General features: G+C 64.8%; 19 protein-coding genes and 1 pseudogene. 15 read left to right on the forward strand and 5 right to left on the reverse strand.

Translation table 11 applies throughout. The annotated features are described in order from the left end of the window. The 6 genes from ASE34_RS09810 to ASE34_RS09835 all read left to right on the forward strand — a co-directional run bounded on the left by ASE34_RS09810 (position 1) and on the right by ASE34_RS09835 (position 7,163). Positions 1–951, forward strand: a complete 951-nt coding sequence (locus tag ASE34_RS09810; RefSeq protein ID WP_042538291.1) for a cytochrome c oxidase assembly protein — start codon at positions 1–3, stop codon at positions 949–951. After that, positions 935–2,539 carry an apolipoprotein N-acyltransferase gene (lnt, locus tag ASE34_RS09815; RefSeq protein WP_079112071.1) on the forward strand — a complete coding sequence of 535 codons (1,605 nt, stop codon included), beginning with the start codon at positions 935–937 and terminating at the stop codon, positions 2,537–2,539. The genes ASE34_RS09810 and lnt overlap by 17 nt, the downstream gene beginning before the upstream one ends. Beyond that, positions 2,524–3,039 carry a DUF3515 family protein gene (locus ASE34_RS09820; RefSeq protein ID WP_042538292.1) on the forward strand — a complete coding sequence of 172 codons (516 nt, stop codon included), beginning with the start codon at positions 2,524–2,526 and terminating at the stop codon, positions 3,037–3,039. The genes lnt and ASE34_RS09820 overlap by 16 nt, the downstream gene beginning before the upstream one ends. Positions 3,040–3,218: 179 nt before the next feature. After that, positions 3,219–4,934 carry a cytochrome c oxidase assembly protein gene (locus tag ASE34_RS09825; RefSeq protein ID WP_235567484.1) on the forward strand — a complete coding sequence of 572 codons (1,716 nt, stop codon included), beginning with the start codon at positions 3,219–3,221 and terminating at the stop codon, positions 4,932–4,934. Next, positions 4,931–5,614, forward strand: a complete 684-nt coding sequence (locus tag ASE34_RS09830) for a copper resistance protein CopC (RefSeq protein ID WP_026049677.1) — start codon at positions 4,931–4,933, stop codon at positions 5,612–5,614. The genes ASE34_RS09825 and ASE34_RS09830 overlap by 4 nt, the downstream gene beginning before the upstream one ends. A 193-nt stretch (positions 5,615–5,807) precedes the next feature. Next, entirely contained in the window at positions 5,808–7,163 is a 1,356-nt protein-coding gene (locus tag ASE34_RS09835; RefSeq protein WP_026049678.1) for a M23 family metallopeptidase, read from the forward strand. A gap of 98 nt (positions 7,164–7,261) precedes the next feature. Here the strand turns inward: ASE34_RS09835 and ASE34_RS09840 are convergent, their stop codons facing one another. Together ASE34_RS09840 and ASE34_RS09845 are read right to left on the reverse strand one after the other, a co-directional pair. Then, on the reverse strand, positions 7,262–8,023 hold the full coding sequence (locus ASE34_RS09840) for a cytochrome c biogenesis CcdA family protein (protein WP_017201929.1): 762 nt from the start codon (positions 8,021–8,023) through the stop codon (positions 7,262–7,264). After that, the gene (locus ASE34_RS09845; RefSeq protein ID WP_056278745.1) at positions 8,020–8,634 is read right to left on the reverse strand and encodes a TlpA family protein disulfide reductase; all 615 of its coding nucleotides are present in this window, start codon (positions 8,632–8,634) and stop codon (positions 8,020–8,022) included. Before ASE34_RS09845 ends, ASE34_RS09840 begins: the two co-directional genes overlap by 4 nt. A 113-nt stretch (positions 8,635–8,747) precedes the next feature. On the opposite strand from ASE34_RS09845, the gene ASE34_RS18340 reads away from it, so the two are divergent. From ASE34_RS18340 to ASE34_RS09885, 6 genes are all read left to right on the forward strand, one after another. Continuing rightward, positions 8,748–9,167, forward strand: a complete 420-nt coding sequence (locus tag ASE34_RS18340; RefSeq protein ID WP_082586588.1) for a metal-sensing transcriptional repressor — start codon at positions 8,748–8,750, stop codon at positions 9,165–9,167. Positions 9,168–9,222: 55 nt separating this feature from the next. Further along, on the forward strand, positions 9,223–11,343 hold the full coding sequence (locus ASE34_RS09865; RefSeq protein WP_396654928.1) for a heavy metal translocating P-type ATPase: 2,121 nt from the start codon (positions 9,223–9,225) through the stop codon (positions 11,341–11,343). A gap of 116 nt (positions 11,344–11,459) precedes the next feature. Next, positions 11,460–11,861, forward strand: coding sequence for a DUF6153 family protein (locus ASE34_RS09870; RefSeq protein ID WP_157538183.1), 402 nt, complete (start codon positions 11,460–11,462; stop codon positions 11,859–11,861). Between the two features lie 85 nt (positions 11,862–11,946). Beyond that, positions 11,947–12,546, forward strand: a complete 600-nt coding sequence (locus ASE34_RS09875; protein WP_056278748.1) for a DUF305 domain-containing protein — start codon at positions 11,947–11,949, stop codon at positions 12,544–12,546. Between the two features lie 158 nt (positions 12,547–12,704). Beyond that, positions 12,705–13,508 (forward strand): F510_1955 family glycosylhydrolase, encoded by an 804-nt coding sequence (locus tag ASE34_RS09880; protein ID WP_230100797.1) that lies wholly within the window; start codon positions 12,705–12,707, stop codon positions 13,506–13,508. Between the two features lie 27 nt (positions 13,509–13,535). Beyond that, positions 13,536–13,847, forward strand: coding sequence for a hypothetical protein (locus ASE34_RS09885; protein ID WP_056278749.1), 312 nt, complete (start codon positions 13,536–13,538; stop codon positions 13,845–13,847). 193 nt (positions 13,848–14,040) lie between these two features. Here the strand turns inward: ASE34_RS09885 and ASE34_RS09890 are convergent, their stop codons facing one another. Further along, positions 14,041–15,423 (reverse strand): FAD-dependent oxidoreductase, encoded by a 1,383-nt coding sequence (locus ASE34_RS09890; RefSeq protein WP_056278750.1) that lies wholly within the window; start codon positions 15,421–15,423, stop codon positions 14,041–14,043. Positions 15,424–15,434: 11 nt separating this feature from the next. Further along, positions 15,435–16,187, reverse strand: coding sequence for an MIP/aquaporin family protein (locus ASE34_RS09895; protein ID WP_056278751.1), 753 nt, complete (start codon positions 16,185–16,187; stop codon positions 15,435–15,437). Positions 16,188–16,235: 48 nt separating this feature from the next. On the opposite strand from ASE34_RS09895, the gene ASE34_RS09900 reads away from it, so the two are divergent. The 3 genes and pseudogenes from ASE34_RS09900 to ASE34_RS09910 all read left to right on the forward strand — a co-directional run. Further along, positions 16,236–16,910, forward strand: a complete 675-nt coding sequence (locus ASE34_RS09900; RefSeq protein ID WP_056278752.1) for a helix-turn-helix domain-containing protein — start codon at positions 16,236–16,238, stop codon at positions 16,908–16,910. Between the two features lie 20 nt (positions 16,911–16,930). Beyond that, on the forward strand, positions 16,931–17,326 hold the full coding sequence (locus ASE34_RS09905; RefSeq protein ID WP_056278753.1) for a low molecular weight phosphatase family protein: 396 nt from the start codon (positions 16,931–16,933) through the stop codon (positions 17,324–17,326). Between the two features lie 52 nt (positions 17,327–17,378). Beyond that, positions 17,379–18,249 (forward strand): annotated as a pseudogene (locus ASE34_RS09910) (arsenic resistance protein); the annotation flags it as partial. A gap of 839 nt (positions 18,250–19,088) precedes the next feature. Here ASE34_RS09910 and ASE34_RS17570 read toward each other — a convergent pair. Beyond that, entirely contained in the window at positions 19,089–19,958 is an 870-nt protein-coding gene (locus ASE34_RS17570) for an HNH endonuclease (RefSeq protein WP_157538185.1), read from the reverse strand. Positions 19,959–20,029 lie beyond the last annotated feature (71 nt).

Genomic DNA, 20,029 nt, shown 5'->3' on the forward strand with positions numbered 1-20,029 from the left:
ATGCGTGTGAGCGGCCAGATCCTCGAAAGTCCCCCATCTTTGCAGGCGTTCCTCGCACCGGCGGACATCCCGCTTCCGGTGTTACCGATAGTCGCGGGGATCCTCGCTGTGCTGTATCTGGTCGGAGCGATCCGGTTGTGGACGCGCGGGCGTCGGTGGCCCGTGTGGCGAACGGTCAGCTTCCTTCTCGGGTGTGTTCTCCTCGCGGCGGTCACTGGTCTAGGCGTTGAAACCTACGGCCAGGCGCTGGTGTCCGTTTTCATGTTCCAGCAGCTCACTCTGATGATGATGGTGCCGCCGCTCCTCGTCCTGGGCTCTCCCGGCACCCTTCTTCTGCGAGCGACACCGCATCATGGAGCGGGACGGTTAGTCCTCACAGCGGCCCACGGTGCTCTTCGAAGCCCGGCCGCGAAATGGATACTCAGTCCGTGGGCCACTGTCCCGCTCTACCTGTTCGCGTTCTACGGCATCTACCTTGCGGGTGCTGCCGATGCCATCCTCGCTCTCCCCGGGGGTCACGTCGCACTCGAGGTCGGATTCCTCCTCGCCGGCGTGCTCTTCACCATCCCCATCCTGTCCTCCGATCCGCTGCCGGTCAGGTTGGGTCATGGTGCCCGTGCACTGGACGTCTTTGCCGAAGCCGCGCTCCACGCATTCTTCGGGGTGTTTCTCATGATGGCCAGTACGATCCTGGTCGGCTCGTTCGTCGCGCCCACCGAAGCACTGGGCATCGATCCCCTCGCCGATCAGCAGCTAGCCGGCGCTCTGGCATGGTCCTACGGTGAAGCCCCGACCGTACTGATGTTGATCTACGTGATGCATCGTTGGTTCCGAAGCGACACCGCTCGTGCTGCCGCGGCGGATCGGTATGCCGACGTGCACGGGAACGCCGACCTCGACTCGTACAACGCTTACCTGAAAAACCTGGGCACTCATGACCGTGACCGCTGACCCGTTGGTGGGACACGCCCTCTCCGTTCGACCACGGCGCGGCAACGCCAGTGCGCACGATGCGCTCCTGGCAGCTGCGGTGCCATTTCCCGTAGCGATCGTCGCGTCCGCCATCGCAGGAGGCATGCTGGATCTCGCCTACCCCGCGTCCGGGTGGTGGCCCGCGACGTTCGTGAGCGCAACCATCGGGCTGTGGACGCTTCGCGGACGCTCTGTTCCCGGGGCGTTCCTGATCTCCCTCGTCTACGGGACGGCCTTCTACTTCACTCACTTGGTATGGGTGACCCGGTTTCTGGGGCCCATCCCATGGGTCGCGCTGGCTGGCTTGGAATCCCTGCTGTTCGGTGCCGGCGGTGCGCTGATCGCACTCGCCTATCGTGTCGCCACCACGCGGGCGGGATTCGGGTATCACGCGATCACTCCTGTGCTCGTCGCCGGGGTGTGGGTGCTGCGGGAAACGCTGATGGGGAATGCGCCGTACACCGGGTTCCCGTGGGCGCGAATCGGCTTCACTCTTGCCGAGAGCCCGCTCGCGGAAGCCGCTTCCTGGGTGGGGACAACCGGGCTGACCTTCCTGACAATCCTCGTCTGCGCAAGCGTCGTGGAAGCCCTCACCCTCCGCCGGTGGGAGCCGGGAGCAGCAGCGGCGGTCATCGTCGTTGCCGCGATGGCCGTCCCTCTGTTCCCGACTGAGCAAGCGGGAATGATGCGCGTCGGATGGGTGCAGGGCAACGGTCCCAGCGGCTACTTCGACACCAGGACAACAGGTGACATCCTGCGCGCACAGGAAGAAGCGACCGCTCCGCTCCTGGGGCGTGAAATGGACCTTCTCGTCTGGCCAGAAGGGGCCGTCGACGCCGATCCCCTGCGCGATGCCGCCGTCGCAGGCCGCCTTGATCGACTCGTGCAGGGTGCTGGCGCTCCGGCACTGGTGAATGCGGCAACCACCCGCGGAGCTGACACGTTCAACACCTCGATGCTGTGGACCAGCGCCGGGCCGCAGCAGCTCCACGACAAGGCCAACCCCGTCCCTTTCGGCGAATACGTGCCGGACCGTTGGTTCTACGAAGCCATCGCCCCCGATCTCATCGGGTTGATACAACGCGAGTACACGCCCGGCTCCAACACGCCCCTCATGAACGTTGGCGATGTGCCCATCGGTCTGGCGATCTGTTTCGACGTCATCTACGACGACGTCATCCACCAGAGCGCGTCCTCTGGCGCGCAGATGTTCGTGTTTCAAACCAACAATGCGGATTTCAGAGGCACGGACGAGAACCTCCAACAGCTGACCATCGCCCGCATACGCGCGCTCGAAACAGGGAGAACTGCGGTGAACGTCTCCACCACCGGGACCAGTCAAGTCATCGGCCGCGATGGAAAAGTGTTGGCTCAGGTTGCGGTGGACACGACCGCGGCGAAGATCACCGAGGTCCCCCTCCGCGCCGGCACGACTCTCGCTGTCGTGCTGATGCCGTGGCTCGGCTGGATGCTCAGTATCGGAACGGTACTAGCGCTGCTCGTCATGTCGATCCGACAGCGACGGACGCATGCTGACTCCCAGGAAGACGGATGGATGACGTTGTGAAGCTCAAGATTCTGACCTCTGGCGCGGCGCTGTGCGCACTGCTTGTGCTCACCAGCTGCGCACCCACCGTCCACCTCGAGCCCGCAGCGAACGCGAATGACCCGCTGTGCGCAGAGGTCACCGTACGATTACCGGACTCGATTGGCGACCAGGCTCGCGTCTGGACGGACGCTCAGGCCACCGCAGGATGGGGCACCCCCAGTAGCGTGCTCCTCACCTGCGGGTTGGAGCCCCCGGCCCCCACCACGCTGCAATGTGTCAGCTTGGGGGGCGTCGATTGGATCGTCGACGAGGAGGAGACCCCGAATCTGCGGCTCACAACCTACGGCCGAGATCCAGCTGCCCAGGTGTACGTGGACACGACCACCCTGTCGGCGGACGCGGTTCTCGAATCTCTTGCCGGGGCGATCCAGCAGCTCCCCAAGACCGGTGAATGCACGGCACCTGTGACGGAAGACCCGGACGCTGCTGGCGCTCAGACAGGGGATACCACTCCATGAATCCCGTTGTTCTCCGGATCGTTGGACCGACGATTCTCGTTGCCGCCGCACTCATCGCTGTGGTCATCGGGCTCGTGATTGGTGGAGGAGCTGCACCAAGACTCGCGAGTGACCCTGGAGCGCTCGTGCGATGGGGACTCCCGGCCGCGAAACTGTTCGTCAATCTGTCCGGTGCGGCGATGCTCGGGCCCCTGGTGCTGGCGGTGTTCGCTCTCCCCTCGGCAGGGAAGCCCTTCACCGTCGCGCTCGATATTGCCTCCGCCGGCGCCGCGACCCTCACCCTCACAAGCGGGGTGGTGGCTTACCTCACCTTCCTGTCCTCATTCAATCCGCAAGTTAACCTGAGTGCCGAGTTCGGCACGCAGCTCGGTCGCTTCCTCCTCGACACGGAGCTGGGACGATCATGGCTCATCACCGCGATCCTCGCTTCGGTCGTGACAGTCCTCGCATTCGCTGTGCGCAGCTATGGTGCGGTGATGATCACAACCGTGCTTGCGATCATCAGTCTGATTCCCATGGCCACCCAAGGTCATTCGGGTGAGCTCGCCAATCACGATCCCGCTGTCATGTCCCTCGTCCTGCATGTCATTTCAGCAGCAGTATGGCTCGGGGGGCTCATCCTGCTCGTCGTCGCGCGACCGATCAGCTCGCCGCGCGAACTCGAGAACCTGCTCCGCCGGTACTCGACGGTGGCGCTCATCGCGTTCATCGGCGTCGCCGTCTCGGGATACGCGCGGACGCTCACAGCCCTCGGCCGGTGGGAGGATTTGGCCTCACCGTACGGCATCCTCCTTCTCACAAAGATCGGCGCGCTTTTGGTCATGGGCGTCCTGGGTGCCGCCTACCGCCGCCGACTCATCGCAAAGACCAGCGAGGGCCGTGGCGCCTTCTGGATGATCGTGTGCGTCGAACACGGTTTCATGGGTGTCGCGAGCGGGGTCGCCGCCGCCCTCGCCCGCACCGCCGCCCCCGCCGATGCGATCACCCTGCCGCAGACCACCGCCGCGGAGATCCTCACCGACGCACCCGTCCCGGTCGCACTCACCCTGCAGAGATGGTTCACGGCGTGGAGTCCCGACCTCCTTTGGGTGCTCGTCGCGGGTTTCGGAATCGTCTTCTACCTCGTCGGCGTCCGACGCGCACGGCGCCGCGGGTATCCGTGGCCAGCCAGGCGCACGATCAGCTGGATTGCGGGGATGGGGGCGCTTCTGTGGACGACCAGTGGGCCGATCGCAGCCTATGACGATTCGCTCATCAGTATGCGATTCCTCGCCTTCGCTCTCCTCAGTCTCGCGATCCCCTTGCTCCTTGTCTTCGCGGCGCCGATCACCCTCGCAACCTTGGTCATCCACCCACGGGACGATGGAAGCCGAGGACCGCGCGAATGGCTTCTCTGGGCCGCCCACAGCCCCCTGGCCCGGTTTACTCGTCGCCCCGTCGTCGCCGCGTCCCTGTTCGCCACGTCGCTGTGGTTGTTCCACTACTCCGACCTGTTCCGATGGTCGCTCTACGACCAGCTCGGAGCGGAATGGATGATCAGCCAGCTCCTCGTCACCGGGTGCCTCTTCGTACGATCGCTTTCCCCGAACGCGTCCACGACTCCCGAGGGGCGGTGGCGTGTGGCCTCACTCACTGCGCTCACAGGCGTGGCCACTTTCTTCGGCATCGCCACTATCGCTCGCTCCGACCTCATCGTCGCGGAGTGGTTTGGCGCCATGGGGCGGACGTGGGGACCCACCCCCCTGCAGGACCAGGCCCTCGCCGGAGCCGCCACCTTGATGATCGCGGGAATGCTCGCAATCCTCACCGGCTTCTCCGTCCTCCACACGAAACGCAACAACAGACCTACCGACAGCACCCCCGTGCCCGCCGGACGAAAGGACCCACGCCCGTGACCTCCACCCACCGCACCCGCTGGCTCGCCAGCACACTTCTTGCCCTCATCGCACTGGGAATCGTGGCCGCACCGGCCCCCGCAGCTCTCGCGCACGACAACCTCCTGGACACCGTGCCCGGGGCAGACGAAACCGTCACCCAACTCGACGACGTCGCTCTCACGTTCAGCGGGGAACTCATTGACTTCAGCCAGGCAAGCTTCGCCCAAGTGCAAGGACCCGACGGCCTCTTCTACGAATCCAGCTGCTCCACCATCGACCGCAACATCCTCACCACCCCGGTCGCACTCGGAGAACCCGGCGTCTACACCGTGCTTTGGAACGCCGTCTCCAGCGACGGTCACCCCATATCCGAGAGCTTCACGTTCACGTACGCTCCCACCGGCATCGAGCCAGGGCTGGGATGGGACCAACCAGCATGCGGGAACGAACAATCACGGATGCAACCGGCAAAGGCGTCGCCCTCTGCTGTGCCAACTACCGAACCTCCCGCAGCGGACACCCCTGCCCCGGCGGCATCCGCAGGCGAGAACGAGGTGGCTTCGATCGCGATCCCGCTCATCATCGCCGTGGCTGTCATAGGTGCCGCGGTGATCGCCACCACCGTTGTCGTACGGCAAGTGAAAAAGAACAAACACAACAAGGTGAGCCCCGACATCCACACGGACCCGAAAGCGTGAACTTCGTGTCAGGACAGTCGAACTCGAATTCGATGCGACAGATATGGGCCACTGATCAGAGATCACGAGCGAGTCGGCGCGACTTCGGCGGCCACGTACGGCCGATGGACCAGACGGCGGGCAATGCAAGCGTGGCCAATCTGCGCGCCCATGGCAGCAGAATCCACGAAGCCGAGCTCGAGGAGAGGGCACAGTGAACGGACGACTCGTCTCTGCGGCTACGGAGGCGGCTGAAGAATGCGGTTGTGCACCCACGCCCGCCGAACGCGACTCGTTCTGGAAGCTGAGTGTTACTCGACGTGGCGCTTTCGGGCTCGGCGCGCTCGGTGTCGCTGCATTCGCTGCACTCGGCATCGGCTCCGGCGACTCAGCGGCGTACGCTGCGTCGTACCCGAGTTGGGACGATGTGCAACGCGCCAAGAACAACGAAGCTGCCAAGGCTGCCGAGATCACCCGAATCGAAGGGCTGATCCAGTCCTTGACGCGGAAGGTCGCTGAGACTCAGGTTGCTGCCGATACAGCCTCCGACGAGTTCTATGCAGCGCAGCAGGAGTACTTCGCTGCGATCACGGAAGCTCAGAGCCTGCAGGCGCAGGCGGACGAACAATCAGCGATTGCCGAAACCTCTGCGCGCAGGGCCGGTCAAGTTGCGGCACAGCTGTATCGCAACGGTGGAGATGATTCAGCACTGCAACTGTTCTTCTCCGGTTCCGCGGCCAACGCCGATGAGCTCCTGTCACGCCTGGGCACCATGGACAAGCTTCTCGAGTACAACCGGTCGGTCTACGATGGCGCAATCTCGGCGCGCAACACCGCCCAATCGCTGACCGATCAGGCGAAGGTTGCCCGCGACGAACGAGACCGCCTGCAGCAGGTCGCAGAGCAGAAGATGATTGCGGCACAAGAAGCGGCCGACGCCGCACAGGCCGCGCTCGACGAGCAAGCCGCGAACCTCGAGACGATGCAGGCGCAGCTCGCCGCGCTGAAAGACACCACCACGCAGACTGTCGCTGGTTACCAGTCGGGTGTGGCCGCGCGCGAGGCCGAAGAGCGCGCCCGTCGCGAACGCGAAGCCGCGGAAGCGGCAGCCAACGGTGGCGGCAACGGCGGCGGCGGAGGCTCTGCCGGTAGCGGCGGTTGGGTCCGGCCCCACGGGGGCGGCCGAAGTTCAAGCTACGGCCCGCGGACCCCGATCTGCGGTTCGCAGGGCTGCTCCTCGAGCTACCACTACGGCGCGGACATGGCCAATGGCTGCGGAGCGGCGATCTACGCCGCCAACTCCGGAACAGTGGACTACGCCGGCGCGAACGGCAACTACGGCAATTACGTCCGCATCCAACACGGCGGGGGCGTCAGCACCGGGTACGCGCACATCAAACCCAGTGGCATCCTCGTTGGCAGGGGGCAATGGGTCAATTCGGGCCAGGTCATCGCTTACGCGGGTGACACTGGACGCTCCTTCGGTTGCCATCTGCATTTCGAGGTCTACATCAATGGTGGTTACACCAACCCCGTCCGATTCATGGAAGACCGCGGCGTCTATATCTAAGGCTCCGACATGGGAGCACGAAGTGGCGCCACCCACAATGACCAGTTGGGTAGAGAGGGCTGCTCCAGTCGTCACTCGCGACATCCTTGCTAGGGATCTCAGAGAGGGAGAATGACGCTACCCATCACCGCCGTCAGCCGCGACATGATGTCGGTCCACAGCCCTGTCACCATCAGGATTCCGAGGACGATCAGCAGTATGCCTCCGCATACGTTCACCACCCGGATGTGACGACGGAGGAACTCGACCGTCTTCGCCGCCCAACCGAACCCGAATGCGACCAACAGGAACGGGATGCCGAGGCCGAGCGAATACGCGAGGCCGAGGAAGCCGGCACGGACAGGGTCGCCAGCATTGAACGAAAGCGCGATGATCGCGGCAAGCGTCGGACCCATGCACGGTGCCCAGCCGATACCAAGTGCCACTCCAAGTAGCGGCGCCCCTGCGATTCCGGCCCGGGAGCCGACGTGGAAGCGGACCTCCCGCTGGGCGAAATTGAACAACCCGAGAAAGACGAGCCCCATCAGGATGATGACGACTCCGAGGATGCGTGTGACCAGGTCGCCCCAGCGTAGGAAGAACACGCCGGCCGTGCCGCCCAGCGCGGTGATGAGAACGAAGACGACGCTGAAGCCGAGGATGAACAGCAGTACGCCGACTACGAGCTGACGGCGCTGGGGCGCGACTGCGTTCGTCGCGCGACCCTTCGAGTCCGGCGCGACCACCCCGCCAAGGAAGCCGAGGTAGCCGGGGACCAGCGGGAGCACGCAGGGCGACAAGAACGACACGAGGCCAGCGAGCATCGCGACGGGGACTGCGAGCCAGAGCGCACCGGACCCGATGATGGTGTCGGCGTTCACGGTGTCTCCGCCAGAGCGTCCTTGACGAGCGTCGAGAGGATCGAGGTGCCGTCGATGGGTCCGATGATGCGGGCGGCGACACGGCCCTGCCTGTCGAGCACGAGAGTCGTCGGTGTCGCCTGGATCGGCACGACCTCGGAGAAAGCGAGTTTCGCCTCGGCCGTGTTCACGTCGATCAGGCTCGGGTAGGTGATGCCGAACTCGTGAGAGAAAGCCTGGGCAGTGTCGGCCTGGTCGCGGGTATTGATGCCGATGAAAGCTACATCCTCGCCGCCGTATTCTTGCCAGACGCTTTCGAGATCCTTCGCCTCGATGCGGCACGGCGCGCACCCGGCGTACCAGAAGTTCACCACCGTGACCTTGCCGGCGTTGTCTGCGCTGTCGAAATCATCACCAGTTTCAGTGATGCCGCTGAAGTCGACCGGTTCGCTCCGCTCGTCGATCGGGATCTCGACGATCGCGCCGCCAGCGGCCACATACCCGGTGTTCTCACCCTTGAGGAAGGAATCGCTGACCGGATCCGGCGCGCACCCGGTCAGCCCGATCACGGACACAGCGAGCATGGCCCCGACCGCGCCACGAACGGCACGAAAGCGGGGTCTTCGACGCATATTTCGAACCTTACACAGATCACCTATGCGTCACCTTTGCCTCGGACACTTCCCGACCGGGAATAGACTCGCATGCATTGTGTTATGTACCCCTAGGGGGTATCTTTTTGGGAGTGAACGGCTACGAGAGCAACAAGGCTGATCTGCGTAAGCGGTTGAGCCGGGTAGAGGGTCAGGTGCGAGGTATCGCACGAATGGTTGATGAGGACAAGTACTGCATCGATATCTTGACGCAGGTGTCTGCGGCGACGAAGGCCCTCGAGACGGTGGCGTTGTCGCTACTCAGTGACCATCTCGCTCATTGTGTCGCTCAGGCAAGTGCTGTCTTGGTTGCGGGGATGACATGCTCGCATTGCGCCTCCAGCGTCAGCGATGAGCTGAACGCCATCGATGGTGTCGACGGTGTCACGGTCGACCTGAATGCCGGCGGGGCATCCCGCGTGATTGTCCACAGCGCCGCCCCTATCGATCCCACGGCTGTACGGGCTGCGGTTGAAGAGGCCGGCTACACCCTCGCGACCTCCCCGATCTGAGTCGCTATCCGTTTGCGCCCGGCTGATCCGGGTGCATCCGAGCAAGGAGTTTCCGATGAGCCAGCATGACCAGCACCACGAACACACTGCGCATCAGGATCACGGCAGCGTGCCGACAACGGAGCATGACCACACGGCGATGAGCCACGACCACGGTGCTCCCCCAGAGCACGCTGGTCACACGAGCCACGGCGGTCACGGCGGTCACGGCGATCATGTCGGTCAGTTCCGGCGGTTGTTCTGGATCATGCTGGTCCTCGCGGCCCCTGTGGTTGGGTTCTCGATGATGTTCTCGATGCTGCTCGGGTACCCATTGCCCGACGCCGCGTGGGTGGGTTGGGTGTCCCCGGTTCTCGGGACCGTGATGTATGTGTGGGGCGGGGCCCCGTTCCTCACGGGTGCCGTGAGCGAGCTCCGTGCACGCAAGCCCGGGATGATGCTGCTGATCGCCCTTGCGATCACCGTGGCATTCCTGGCGTCCTGGGGTGCGAGCCTCGGCATGCTGCACCACGAGTTGGATTTCTGGTGGGAGCTGGCGCTGCTGATCGTGATCATGCTGCTTGGTCACTGGATCGAGATGCGCTCGCTCGCGCAGACGACATCGGCCTTGGATTCCTTAGCGGCGTTGCTGCCTGACGAGGCAGAAAAGGTCGACGGCGATACGACCGTAACGGTCGCGCCCTCGGACTTGCAGGTAGGCGATGTCGTGGTCGTGCGTCCGGGCGGGCGGGTCCCCGCCGATGGGCGCATCGTTCAGGGATCGGCCAGCATGGACGAGTCGATGATCACCGGAGAATCCCGGCCGGTGCGCCGCAGCGATGGCGACCCGGTCATTGCCGGTACCGTCGCCACGGATTCCGGAGTGCGGGTGGAGATCACGGCCATCGGTGAGGACACCGCTCTCGCGGGGATTCAGAAGCTGGTCACCGAGGCGCAGAGTTCGTCGTCTCGGGCGCAGCGGCTCGCGGACAAGGCCGCAGGGTGGCTGTTCTGGTTCGCGCTCGGCGCCGCAGCGATCACCGCGATCGTCTGGACGGTTGTTGGCCTACCCGACGCCGCCGTCATCCGCACCATCACGGTGCTGGTGATCGCCTGCCCGCACGCGCTGGGCCTGGCGATCCCGCTGGTCGTGTCGATCGCGACCGAGCGCGCCGCCCGCGGGGGCGTGCTCATCAAGGATCGTCTCGCGCTGGAGAGCATGCGCACCGTCGACACTGTTCTGTTCGACAAGACGGGCACGCTCACCAAGGGCACCCCCGCGGTGACCGCCATCAACCCCGTCACGGGGACCGACGCCGATCAGCTGTTGGCGTGGGCGGCCGCGGCGGAAGCAGACTCCGAGCACCCCCTCGCCCGCGCGATCGTCAACGCGGCAAAAGAGAAGACGCTCACCGTTCCACGCTCAACCGACTTCGAGTCATCCCCCGCTGTCGGGGTGCGTGCCCGCGTTGACGGACGTGTCGTGCAGGTCGGTGGCCCGTACATGCTCGAGCAGGAGAATGCGCAGGAGCTGCCCGTTGCTGACGAGTGGCGGAACGAGGGTGCGATCATCCTTCACGTGCTCGTCCACGGTCAGGTTGTGGGCGCGCTGCGTCTGGCGGATGAGATCCGCTCGGAGTCGCGCCATGCGGTCGACGCGCTCCATGAGCGCAGTGTGCAGGTGGTCATGATCACCGGTGATGCGGACGCGGTCGCCGCCTCCGTGGCGGGCGAACTCGGCATCGACCGGTACTTCGCCGGGGTACGCCCCGAGGACAAAGCGTCGAAGGTGAAAGAGCTTCAGGGCGAAGGTCGAAAGGTCGCCATGGTTGGTGACGGGGTGAACGATGCCCCCGCGCTGGCGCAGGCGGACGTCGGTATTGCGATCGGGGCGGGAACCGATGTCGCAATCGCGTCTGCGGGGGTCATCCTCGCCAGCGACGACCCCCGGTCGGTGCTGTCCGTGATCGACTTGTCGCGAGCGAGCTACCGGAAGATGAAGCAGAACCTCTGGTGGGCCGCCGGGTACAACCTGCTCTCGGTCCCCCTCGCGGCCGGCGTGCTCGCCCCGATCGGGTTCGTGCTGCCCATGTCGGTGGGAGCGGTACTGATGTCGCTGTCCACTATCGTCGTTGCGCTCAACGCGCAGCTGCTGCGGCGGCTGGACCTGCGCCCCGAGGCCGTCACAGGCAACTAGACCAGGGAACCGTCGACCCCGGACGTACCCTAGGAGAACGGGAGGTGAGTATGTCGCTGATTGCTGTCGCACAACGTGTGTGGGGTTCGCGCACGCTCACCCGCAACGTTCTGACCGTGCTGATCGTCGCCGTGGGCGTCATCGCCGGGCTGCTGGCGATGCATTCCTTCAACTCGCATGCGACATCTGTCGGGCACCACGACTCCGTCACCGTGAGCGCGCACACCGGCGACATGTCAGAGCAGCATCCCGCCCCGTCCACCGTCGCCGTGACCCCTGGTACTGCTTCGCAGGAGGCGGGGTGCGCAACGTGCGGTGGTGACCAGGATGCGATGACCTGGATGGCGTGTGTGCTCGCTCTCCTTGTCGCCATCATTCTTCTTGGTCGGGTCGGCCTCAGCTGGCGGCGCACCCCACCGGCCATGCTGCTCGCGGTCGTGATGGCACAGTGGCCGGCGCGCGCGTACTCCCTTCCCCCTCCCCCTTCCCTCACGGTTCTCTGCATCAGTCGCACGTGATGACGCTTTAGCCCGCCCACGCGGGCAACGCACCCTGAATACCCGGCTTTCGTCGGGTGTCATCACCGACCCTTGGAGAACACTCATGAAGATCCGACCCGCGGCAATCGCCGCAATCACCCTCACCACACTGCTCGCCCTCACGGGCTGCGCCGGCAGCGCCGGCTCCGGCGGTGACATGCCCGGCATGGACCACAGCAACAGCTCGTCCGCACCGGCAGAAACAGCGGACGCGAACGACGCAGACATCATGTTCGCGAGCATGATGATCGAGCACCACACGCAAGCCGTGGACATGTCCGACACCATCCTCGGAAAGGCCGACATCGACGAGCGGGTGACCGCCCTTGCCGAAGAGATCAAAGCGGCCCAACAGCCCGAGATCGACAAACTCGAATCCTGGCTCAAAGACTGGGGTGCCGATACCTCCGACATGGAAGGCATGGATCACGGCAGCGGCATGATGACCGAAGAGGACATGCAAGCCCTCGATGCGGCCACCGGCACCGAAGCATCCCGGTTGTTCCTTGAGCAGATGATCGAGCACCACCGTGGCGCGATCGACATGGCACAGGACGAAGTCGACGACGGGCAGAACAGTGACGCCGTCTCGCTCGCCCAGAAGATCATCGACACCCAGACGGCCGAGATCACCACGATGGAGGAGATTCTCGCAACTCTCTGACCCCGCATCGTGTGGCGCGGCCCCACAGCCGCGCCACACGATCGGTCAGACGATGCGGACAAGCCATGCGTCAGCACACCACTTCCAGCGCTCCCACGCGCATCCTCGCGACTCTTTCGAAATCCCCCACTCGTCGGCGGTCAGTGCACCTGATCGGATTGGGCACAGCTGCTCTGCTCGCCCTCGCCGGCTGCGCAGCCACCACCGCGACCACGGGCGACGGCCACACTGATCAGGCGCTCTCCCACGTTCACGGCATCGTCGCAGACCCCGAAGGAGATGGATTCCTTCTCGGAACACACGAGGGTATCTTCCCCGCGACCCAGACCGGCGAACTCGGTCAACGAGTCACCGGGTCGGACTTCGACGCCATGGGGCTCACTGTCGTCGACGACACACTGCTCGCGTCCGGACATCCCGGACCGGACACCCCCGTCGAACTTGGCACCCCCAACCTCGGCATCATCCGCAGCGCCGACCGGGCCGAAACCTGGGAACCGGTCGCCTTCACCGGTGAGAAGGACTTCCACGCCCTCACCGCTGGACCCGATGGCACCATATACGGGCTCTCCTCGGACAGCACACAGTTGCAGATCAGCACCGACCAAGGATCCACCTGGAACGCGACAGGTGCGGCACTTGTCGCCGTCTCCTTCGCGGTTGACACCGCGGGCCGGATCGTCGCCGCGACCCCCGATGGCCTCCAGGTCAGCACCGACGACGCGGCCACGTTCGCCCTCTGGCCGAACGCACCCTTGTTGTTCATGCTGAACGCATCCCCTGACCATCAACGGCTCGTCGGCGTCGGAAACGGTGGGAAGATCTGGGTCACCACCGCGGGAGCTACCCAGTGGACAGAGGCCGGAACCGTTCACGGGACCGCGCAAGCCATCGCGATCACCAATACCGGCGACATGCTCATCGTCGACGACAGCGGGATCACCCATGTACCCCAGGAGTGAGCGCCCAAAAAGGAGGATGCTGGAAACGTGAAGATCGAGCTGTTACACATCGCTGAATGCCCTAGCTGGATCGAAGCCGGTCGCCGTGTCACCGAGGCCCTCCGAGAAACGAGCCACGCGGCAACAGAACTGCGTTATCGACTCATCCGCTCTGAGGAGGACGCAGCGGAGGTTCCCTTCTCGGGGTCCCCCACAGTCACCCTGAACGGGGAAGACCTCTTCCCTGGTGCGGAGCCCAGTGTCGACCTAGCCTGCCGCATCTACGCAACCCCGGCGGGTCTGGCTGGTCTCCCGACGGTCGAGCAGATCCGAGAGGCCATCCTCACTCATGGCAACTGACTCCGACCAGGTGTGCACATGCTGCGGGCGATCCTTACCCCGTAAGAAGGTGCATGCCCTCGGGGACGATGGGGTGTTCATCTGTCGTCGCTGCGCCTGGTGGGTGGCCCTGCGGCTACGCCCGGACAATACGTCGGGATGACGATGACCACGGCCAGGCACTCATCGTGCCCGGCCGTGGTCACCATTTCTTTCAGACACGCGAGAGGGAGCGCGCCTCGCGCTCCCATGCCTGGGTCGCTATCTGCACGGCATCCCACGGGGAGCCGAGCGGGGGCGTGTAGGAGAGGTCAAGGTCGCTCATCGCGGCGACGGTCATCCTGTGGTGCAGAGACGTGGCGTAGGTGTCGACGCGCTTCGAAATCTCGGCACCTCGGCTGCCGACGAGCTGCGCGCCGAGCAGACGACCGTCATTGGTGTCGCCGGTGATGCGGATGCTGACGGGCGTGGCGCCCGGGTAGTAGCGCTTGTGGTCGTCCGCGATGGCGGTGTGACTGTGCGGGGCGAGGCCGGCGGCTGTGGCTTCGTGGTCGCGGAGGCCTGTGCGTGCGGCGACGACGTCGAAGACCTTCACGACCTGTGTGCCGAGGCTCCCGGCGAACCGCGTATCGCCCCCGATCGCGTTCTCGCCCGCGACACGTCCCTGCTTGTGGGCGGTCGTGCCGAGGGGGAGGTAGGTGATCCCGAGGAGGCGGTGGTGGGTGACCACTCCGTCGCCGGCCGCCCACACGTGCGGCAGGCCAGTGCGCATCTGTTCGTCGACGACGACAGCGCCGCCCGCGCCCGTGGTTGCGCCGGCTGCGGTGAGAAGGCTGGTGTTGGGCCGCACGCCGACGACGACGAGCACCACGTCAGCGGTACGGGAGAACGCCTCTCCGTCGTGGATGCCGGTGACGGTGATCCTGCCGCCGTCACGGGCGACGGCTTCGACACGCGTACCGGTGAGGACGTCGACCCCGTGTCGGGTGAGTTCGTCGCGGACAAGTGAACCGAGTTCGGGATCGAGGGTCGAGAGGACTTCGGGGCCGCGCTGCAGCTGGGTGACCTGGAGGCCCCGCACAGTGAGCGCTTCGGCCATTTCGAGGCCGACGTAGCCAGCTCCGACGATGATCGCCGTCTCGGGCTGATGTTCGTCGAGGTACTTCTCGAGCGCGAACGTGTCGCCCATCGAGTGCAACAGGTGCACGCCGTCATCGGGGCCGAGCCGGTCAAGACCCGCGATGCCCGCGGTTGACGGGGAGGCCCCGGTGCCGACCATGAGCTCGTCGTAGGCGATCGTTGATTCGCTGCCGTTCGCGTCGCGGACCGTGAGTCGGCGGCCGTCGACGTCGATACCTGTAGCGAGGGTGTCCAGACGGAGGTTCATGCCGGTGGCTTCGAGGTCAGCGTGGGTGCGGTGGGCGAGCGACTGCCAGGGCTGTACCTCGCGGGAGAAGTAGTACGGGATGCCGCAGATCGAGAAGTTCGGGTAGGCATCGGCCACCACGACAGTGACATCAACAGACGGGTCAAGTTCGCGGGCCCGGAGGGCGGTGGAGATTCCGGCGTCGCTTCCGCCGATCGCTACAAGATGCATGAGGATGCCTTTCAGGGCTGGGTTTCGAGTTTTTGAGGAACCACGACGTCGCCGGCCGTGCGGGCGGCGATTGGATAGAGGGCGAGCAGCAGCGCGAGGCCGATGGCAGCCCCGAAGAGCTGTGCAGCGATGAACGGCGCAACAGACGACGGTGCGATACCGGCGAACGTGTCGGTGAACATTCGGGCGATCGTGACGGCGGGATTTGCGAACGATGTGGAACTGGTGAACCAGTAGGCCGCGCCGATGTACGCACCGACCGCGGCGGCCGTGACCGACCCCTTTCCGGTGCGGGCGAGAGCGAAGATCAGCAGCACGAGCCCTGCAGTGGCGACCATTTCCCCGACCAGATGTCCGCCTGTGACCCGGTCGTTGGACGAGAACCCGGGACCGGTGTCGAACATGACCCCCGCTAGCAGGGTGCCGGCGATGCCGCCGAAGATCTGCGCGAGCACGTACGCAGCGACGTCGCGCAACGGAAGCCCGGTGCTGGCGCTGCGGCCAAGCAGCCAATCCGCGACCGTCACCACGGGGTTGAAGTGCGCGCCGGACACTGGCCCGAGCATCAGGATCAGCACCGTCAGACCGAGGGCAGTGGTCAGGCTGTTCTCCAACAGCTGGAGACCGACATCATCCGGGGACAACCGCTGCGCGGCGATACCGGAACCCACCACGATAGTGACGAGCAGACCAGTTCCAAGGAACTCGGCGGCTGCTCGGCGCAGAAGGTGTGGCCGTGCGAGGGCGGGGTGAGGTGTTTTCATGTCGGCTCATCTTGACCCGAACGGGGTACTTCAGTCAAGATTGAGACAATGAACACTGAACGAACTGACCAGGTGGAGGCGCGCGCCGCGAAGCACGCTGCGCTGAGCGACCCATCTCGCCTGCGGATCGTCGATCGTCTCACGCTGGGCGACCTCTCGCCCACCGAAATCGGAATGGCGTTGGGCCTTCCCTCCAACCTCGTCACCCATCATCTGAACGTGCTGGAGTCGGTGGGGATGGTCTCGCGGTCCCGCTCGGAGGCCGATAGACGGCGCAGCTACGTTCACCTCTCAGATAACGCACTCCGCGGGCTCACACCCGGCCGGGTCGAGCGCGCAGATCGCGTCGTGTTCGTTTGTACGGCGAACTCCGCCCGGTCGCAGCTCGCCGCGGCGTTGTGGTCGACCCGCAGCAGTATCCCCGCGACGTCGGGAGGAACGCACCCGACGGGGCGGATAGATCCGGGCGCAGTCGCCGCTGCCGATCGCCACACTCTCGCGCTGCACGATGAGGCACCCCGCGCTCTGACTTCGGTCCTGACCGATTCAGATTTCGTGGTGACGGTGTGCGACAGCGCCCACGAAGAACTCGGCGCCATCGGACACCTGCACTGGTCGATCCCCGACCCTGTTCGGATCGGCACCGATGACGCCTTCGACACCGCCTACGACGAGCTGGAGCGCCGTATCGCGGAACTCGCACCCCGGCTCGCCGCCAGCTGACTCACCCTGAAAGAGAACCCGTGACTGACACCACTCCGACCGTCCTATTCATCTGCCAGCACAACGCCGGCCGGTCGCAGCTCGGCGCGGCTCTCCTAGAGCACCTGGCCGGGGACCGGTTTCGTGCCACGTCTGCGGGCCTCTCCCCGGCGAACGAAGTGAACCCGGCTGTGGCCGCCACTGTCGCGGAGCTCGGGGTGGACATCACGGGGCGCGTACCGCGCGCCGTCACGGTCGAAGATCTGGATGCCGCCGACGTCATCGTCCTGATGAAGCCCGGGCTCACATTGCCTTCCACCCCTCGCGGAAAGGTTCTGGAGTGGTCGTTCCCCAACCCCGAGTCCTGGGACGCCGAAGCAGTGCGCCCGCTACGGGAAGCGGTGGCCGAGAAGATTCGTACGACGCTTCTTGCCTGAGTTTCCCTTGTCACGAACCCGGCCCTGGCGTGGGTGATTCGTGCAGGACCGGATGAGTCGACATGCTGGGAACGTGAGCAACCTCGTCGCCTGGTGGGAACGTCATCAGATCGCCCTCTATCTCGCAGCGATCGCTGCGGGCGTCGTGCTGGGCTTGTTGGTACCAGGAGCCGCGCACCCGCTCGAGCTCGCGATCAACCCCGTTCTCGGGCTGTTGCTGTACGCGACATTCCTCGGTGTCCCTTTCTCGATGATCGGACGCGCCTTCCGCGATGCGGTTCCTGTTCGTGGTGCTGGTCGTGAACTTCGTGATCGTGCCGGTCATCGTGTTCTGCCTGTCTCGGTTCGTCGCTCACGATCAGGCGCTGTTGGTTGGTGTGCTGTTCGTCTTGCTGACGCCCTGCATCGACTATGTGATCGTCTTCACGGGGCTCGCCGGAGGGGCGAAGGAACGGCTACTTGCGGCCGCGCCGATCCTCATGCTGGGACAGATGCTGCTCCTGCCGGCATACCTCTGGCTGTTCGTCGGCCCTGAACTCATCGCCGCGGTCGACCTCGCGCCCTTCGTCGACGCTTTCCTCCTGCTCATCGTGCTCCCGCTCATGGCGGCCGGCCTCACCCAGTACGTCGCCTCCCGCACGCGCTGGGGTCGCACTCTCCGAGACACCGCTCTAGCCGCCATGGTGCCGCTGATGATGCTCACGCTCGCCGTCGTCGTCGCTTCCCAGGTCTACGGCGTCAGCCGGCAACTTCCTGCACTGCTCGCCACAGTTCCGATCTATGCCGCCTTCGCGGCGGTCATGATCCCGGTAGGGATATTCGCGGGGCGTGCGGCACGACTCGACGTCTCCAGCACTCGCGCTGTCGTATTCTCCGGCGCGACCCGCAACTCCCTAGTGGTTCTCCCGCTCGCCCTCGCCCTCGGCGGTCTACATCTGGGCGGTTCCTTCGAGCACGTAGAAGAACTGGGTCGCGGTGTGGTGCACGTGCCACTCTTCGCCGGCTCCGGCCGGGACTCGCTCCTCGATCACCGACAGCCCGGGGCTGTCGAGTAGTCGCCACCCGTCGGAGACCTCGCCCCACACGTAGTGATCAGCATTGGTGACATCGACAGGTTCGGGCATTCTTCGATCCTCCCAGGCGGACCAGTCCGCACCGTAGAGCGAGCAGCAGAAGCCGGAATGATAGACCCCGACGAAGAACCGCTCAAGGGGCCGACGAGCCCGACTGTTCCGAAGATATGTTGAGCCGAGATCGCAGAAGATCGCGATCCTTGGGCCGGTGGAGTCCCCAGCGAAGCCGGCAGGTGGTCCCGCGGGTACCCCAGACCTGTCGGGACCAGCCCCGATCACGCTCTACGGGGCGAGCTGCGTTTTCAGGAGAACCTGTGGGCGTCGAAGTCCGAACCATCGTCGAGGCCAGATAGGTCTCTGACTGTGCCTCAGGCGGGTTCTGGAGGACGCCGATCCGTTCACGCATGTATGCCTCCGCCTCGTCATTCGCGGGCGGCTGCGTCGTGGTGTTTCATCACGCCAGGCTCTGCGATCCTCATCGGGCAGATCCTCTACGACGGTAAAGCGGCCCGCTAGATCGATGGTGCCGCGGATCATGGTGTGGGCGAACGCCTGGAGGCGTTCCCTCGACTGCGAGAGCGAGTGCGCGGCAACCCGCCGCGCACGCAGCACGAAGCGTTCCACGATTTCCGTGGGCTGCATCACTGGCGCTCCCTTGTTCTCGCCCCGGCGATCGTTACGTGCCATCATCAGTCCACACGCCTAGTGAATCCAGTAATCGGGTCGAGCGGCCAATTCACGGCGAAGACGCGATTGAAGCTGATAATCATCGCCGGTTCCGATCCGTCTGAGAACGCCATCAGAACGATTTCACCCGGGTTTGGTTGATGTGCGGAGCGCGCGACCTTGATTGATGTCACCGTGTCGTCGACCGTGAGATCTTGGGTACGGGGCACGTCTCGAGCAGAAAGGAGTGCAGTTCGCAGTGCATCAGCGTGCGGTGTTCTCGGGATCTGCCGTAGCGCGACGCATCCGGCTAAGTACGCGGTCTTCACTGCTGCAATATGTGAGCGCGTTGCGTCGATAGGCACGTAGCTCATCTCGAACTCATGTTCTCGAATGATCTGGTTGACCGCCGGGTCGTGCCTTCCGTGTTGGAAGAGAACGAACCCGCCGGATGTGTTCTCGCGCAGGAGGTACTCTCCCGCGTTTCGGAGTCCGGGTAGGTTTTTACCCGAGAGTCGCACCTTTCCTATCGCGTTCTCGTACCAATTACGCAGGTGCGGCTCGTACTTGCTTCCGAACTCGTTGTTACACGTCTCGCACGTCATCGTGATGACGCTTCCGCCGACGGAGTGGGGTGGGACATGCTCCCGGCTGCGGGGTTTTGGCTCTAGGCAGATCGGACACACACCGAAGTCGATGAAGTCGAAGGCGACGGGAAGCGCTCGAAAATTACGCTCCGCTCCCAGCGGTTGTGGCATACGCACCTCGAGGGTTGACCCGTCTTCAAGTCGAAGAACGGCCTGACTGAGTTCGGGGACACCGCGACCATTTGCGCGCCCGTTGACGCTCTCAATCACACCGCGTACGCGACGTTTGCCGGAGGAATCGCTCACGGGTCAGACTGTACTCGTCGCCCTCGACATCAGGGGCCCGTCACCGACTCGCCGGACCAGTCTCAAGCTTC

The sequence above is a fragment of the Microbacterium sp. Root280D1 genome, from assembly GCF_001428975.1.
Taxonomy (GTDB): domain Bacteria; phylum Actinomycetota; class Actinomycetes; order Actinomycetales; family Microbacteriaceae; genus Microbacterium.

Excerpts from the sequence above, each read along its gene's own strand:
- ASE34_RS09810 (WP_042538291.1), top strand. The coding sequence starts at position 1 with ATGCGTGTGAGCGGCCAGATCCTCGAAAGTCCCCCATCTTTGCAGGCG.
- lnt (WP_079112071.1), top strand. The coding sequence starts at position 935 with ATGACCGTGACCGCTGACCCGTTGGTGGGACACGCCCTCTCCGTTCGA.
- ASE34_RS09820 (WP_042538292.1), top strand. The coding sequence starts at position 2,524 with ATGGATGACGTTGTGAAGCTCAAGATTCTGACCTCTGGCGCGGCGCTG.
- ASE34_RS09825 (WP_235567484.1), top strand. The coding sequence starts at position 3,219 with ATGCTCGGGCCCCTGGTGCTGGCGGTGTTCGCTCTCCCCTCGGCAGGG.
- ASE34_RS09845 (WP_056278745.1), bottom strand. The coding sequence starts at position 8,634 with ATGCGTCGAAGACCCCGCTTTCGTGCCGTTCGTGGCGCGGTCGGGGCC.
- ASE34_RS09865 (WP_396654928.1), top strand. The coding sequence starts at position 9,223 with ATGAGCCAGCATGACCAGCACCACGAACACACTGCGCATCAGGATCAC.
- ASE34_RS09875 (WP_056278748.1), top strand. The coding sequence starts at position 11,947 with ATGAAGATCCGACCCGCGGCAATCGCCGCAATCACCCTCACCACACTG.
- ASE34_RS09890 (WP_056278750.1), bottom strand. The coding sequence starts at position 15,423 with ATGCATCTTGTAGCGATCGGCGGAAGCGACGCCGGAATCTCCACCGCC.
- ASE34_RS09895 (WP_056278751.1), bottom strand. The coding sequence starts at position 16,187 with ATGAAAACACCTCACCCCGCCCTCGCACGGCCACACCTTCTGCGCCGA.
- ASE34_RS09900 (WP_056278752.1), top strand. The coding sequence starts at position 16,236 with ATGAACACTGAACGAACTGACCAGGTGGAGGCGCGCGCCGCGAAGCAC.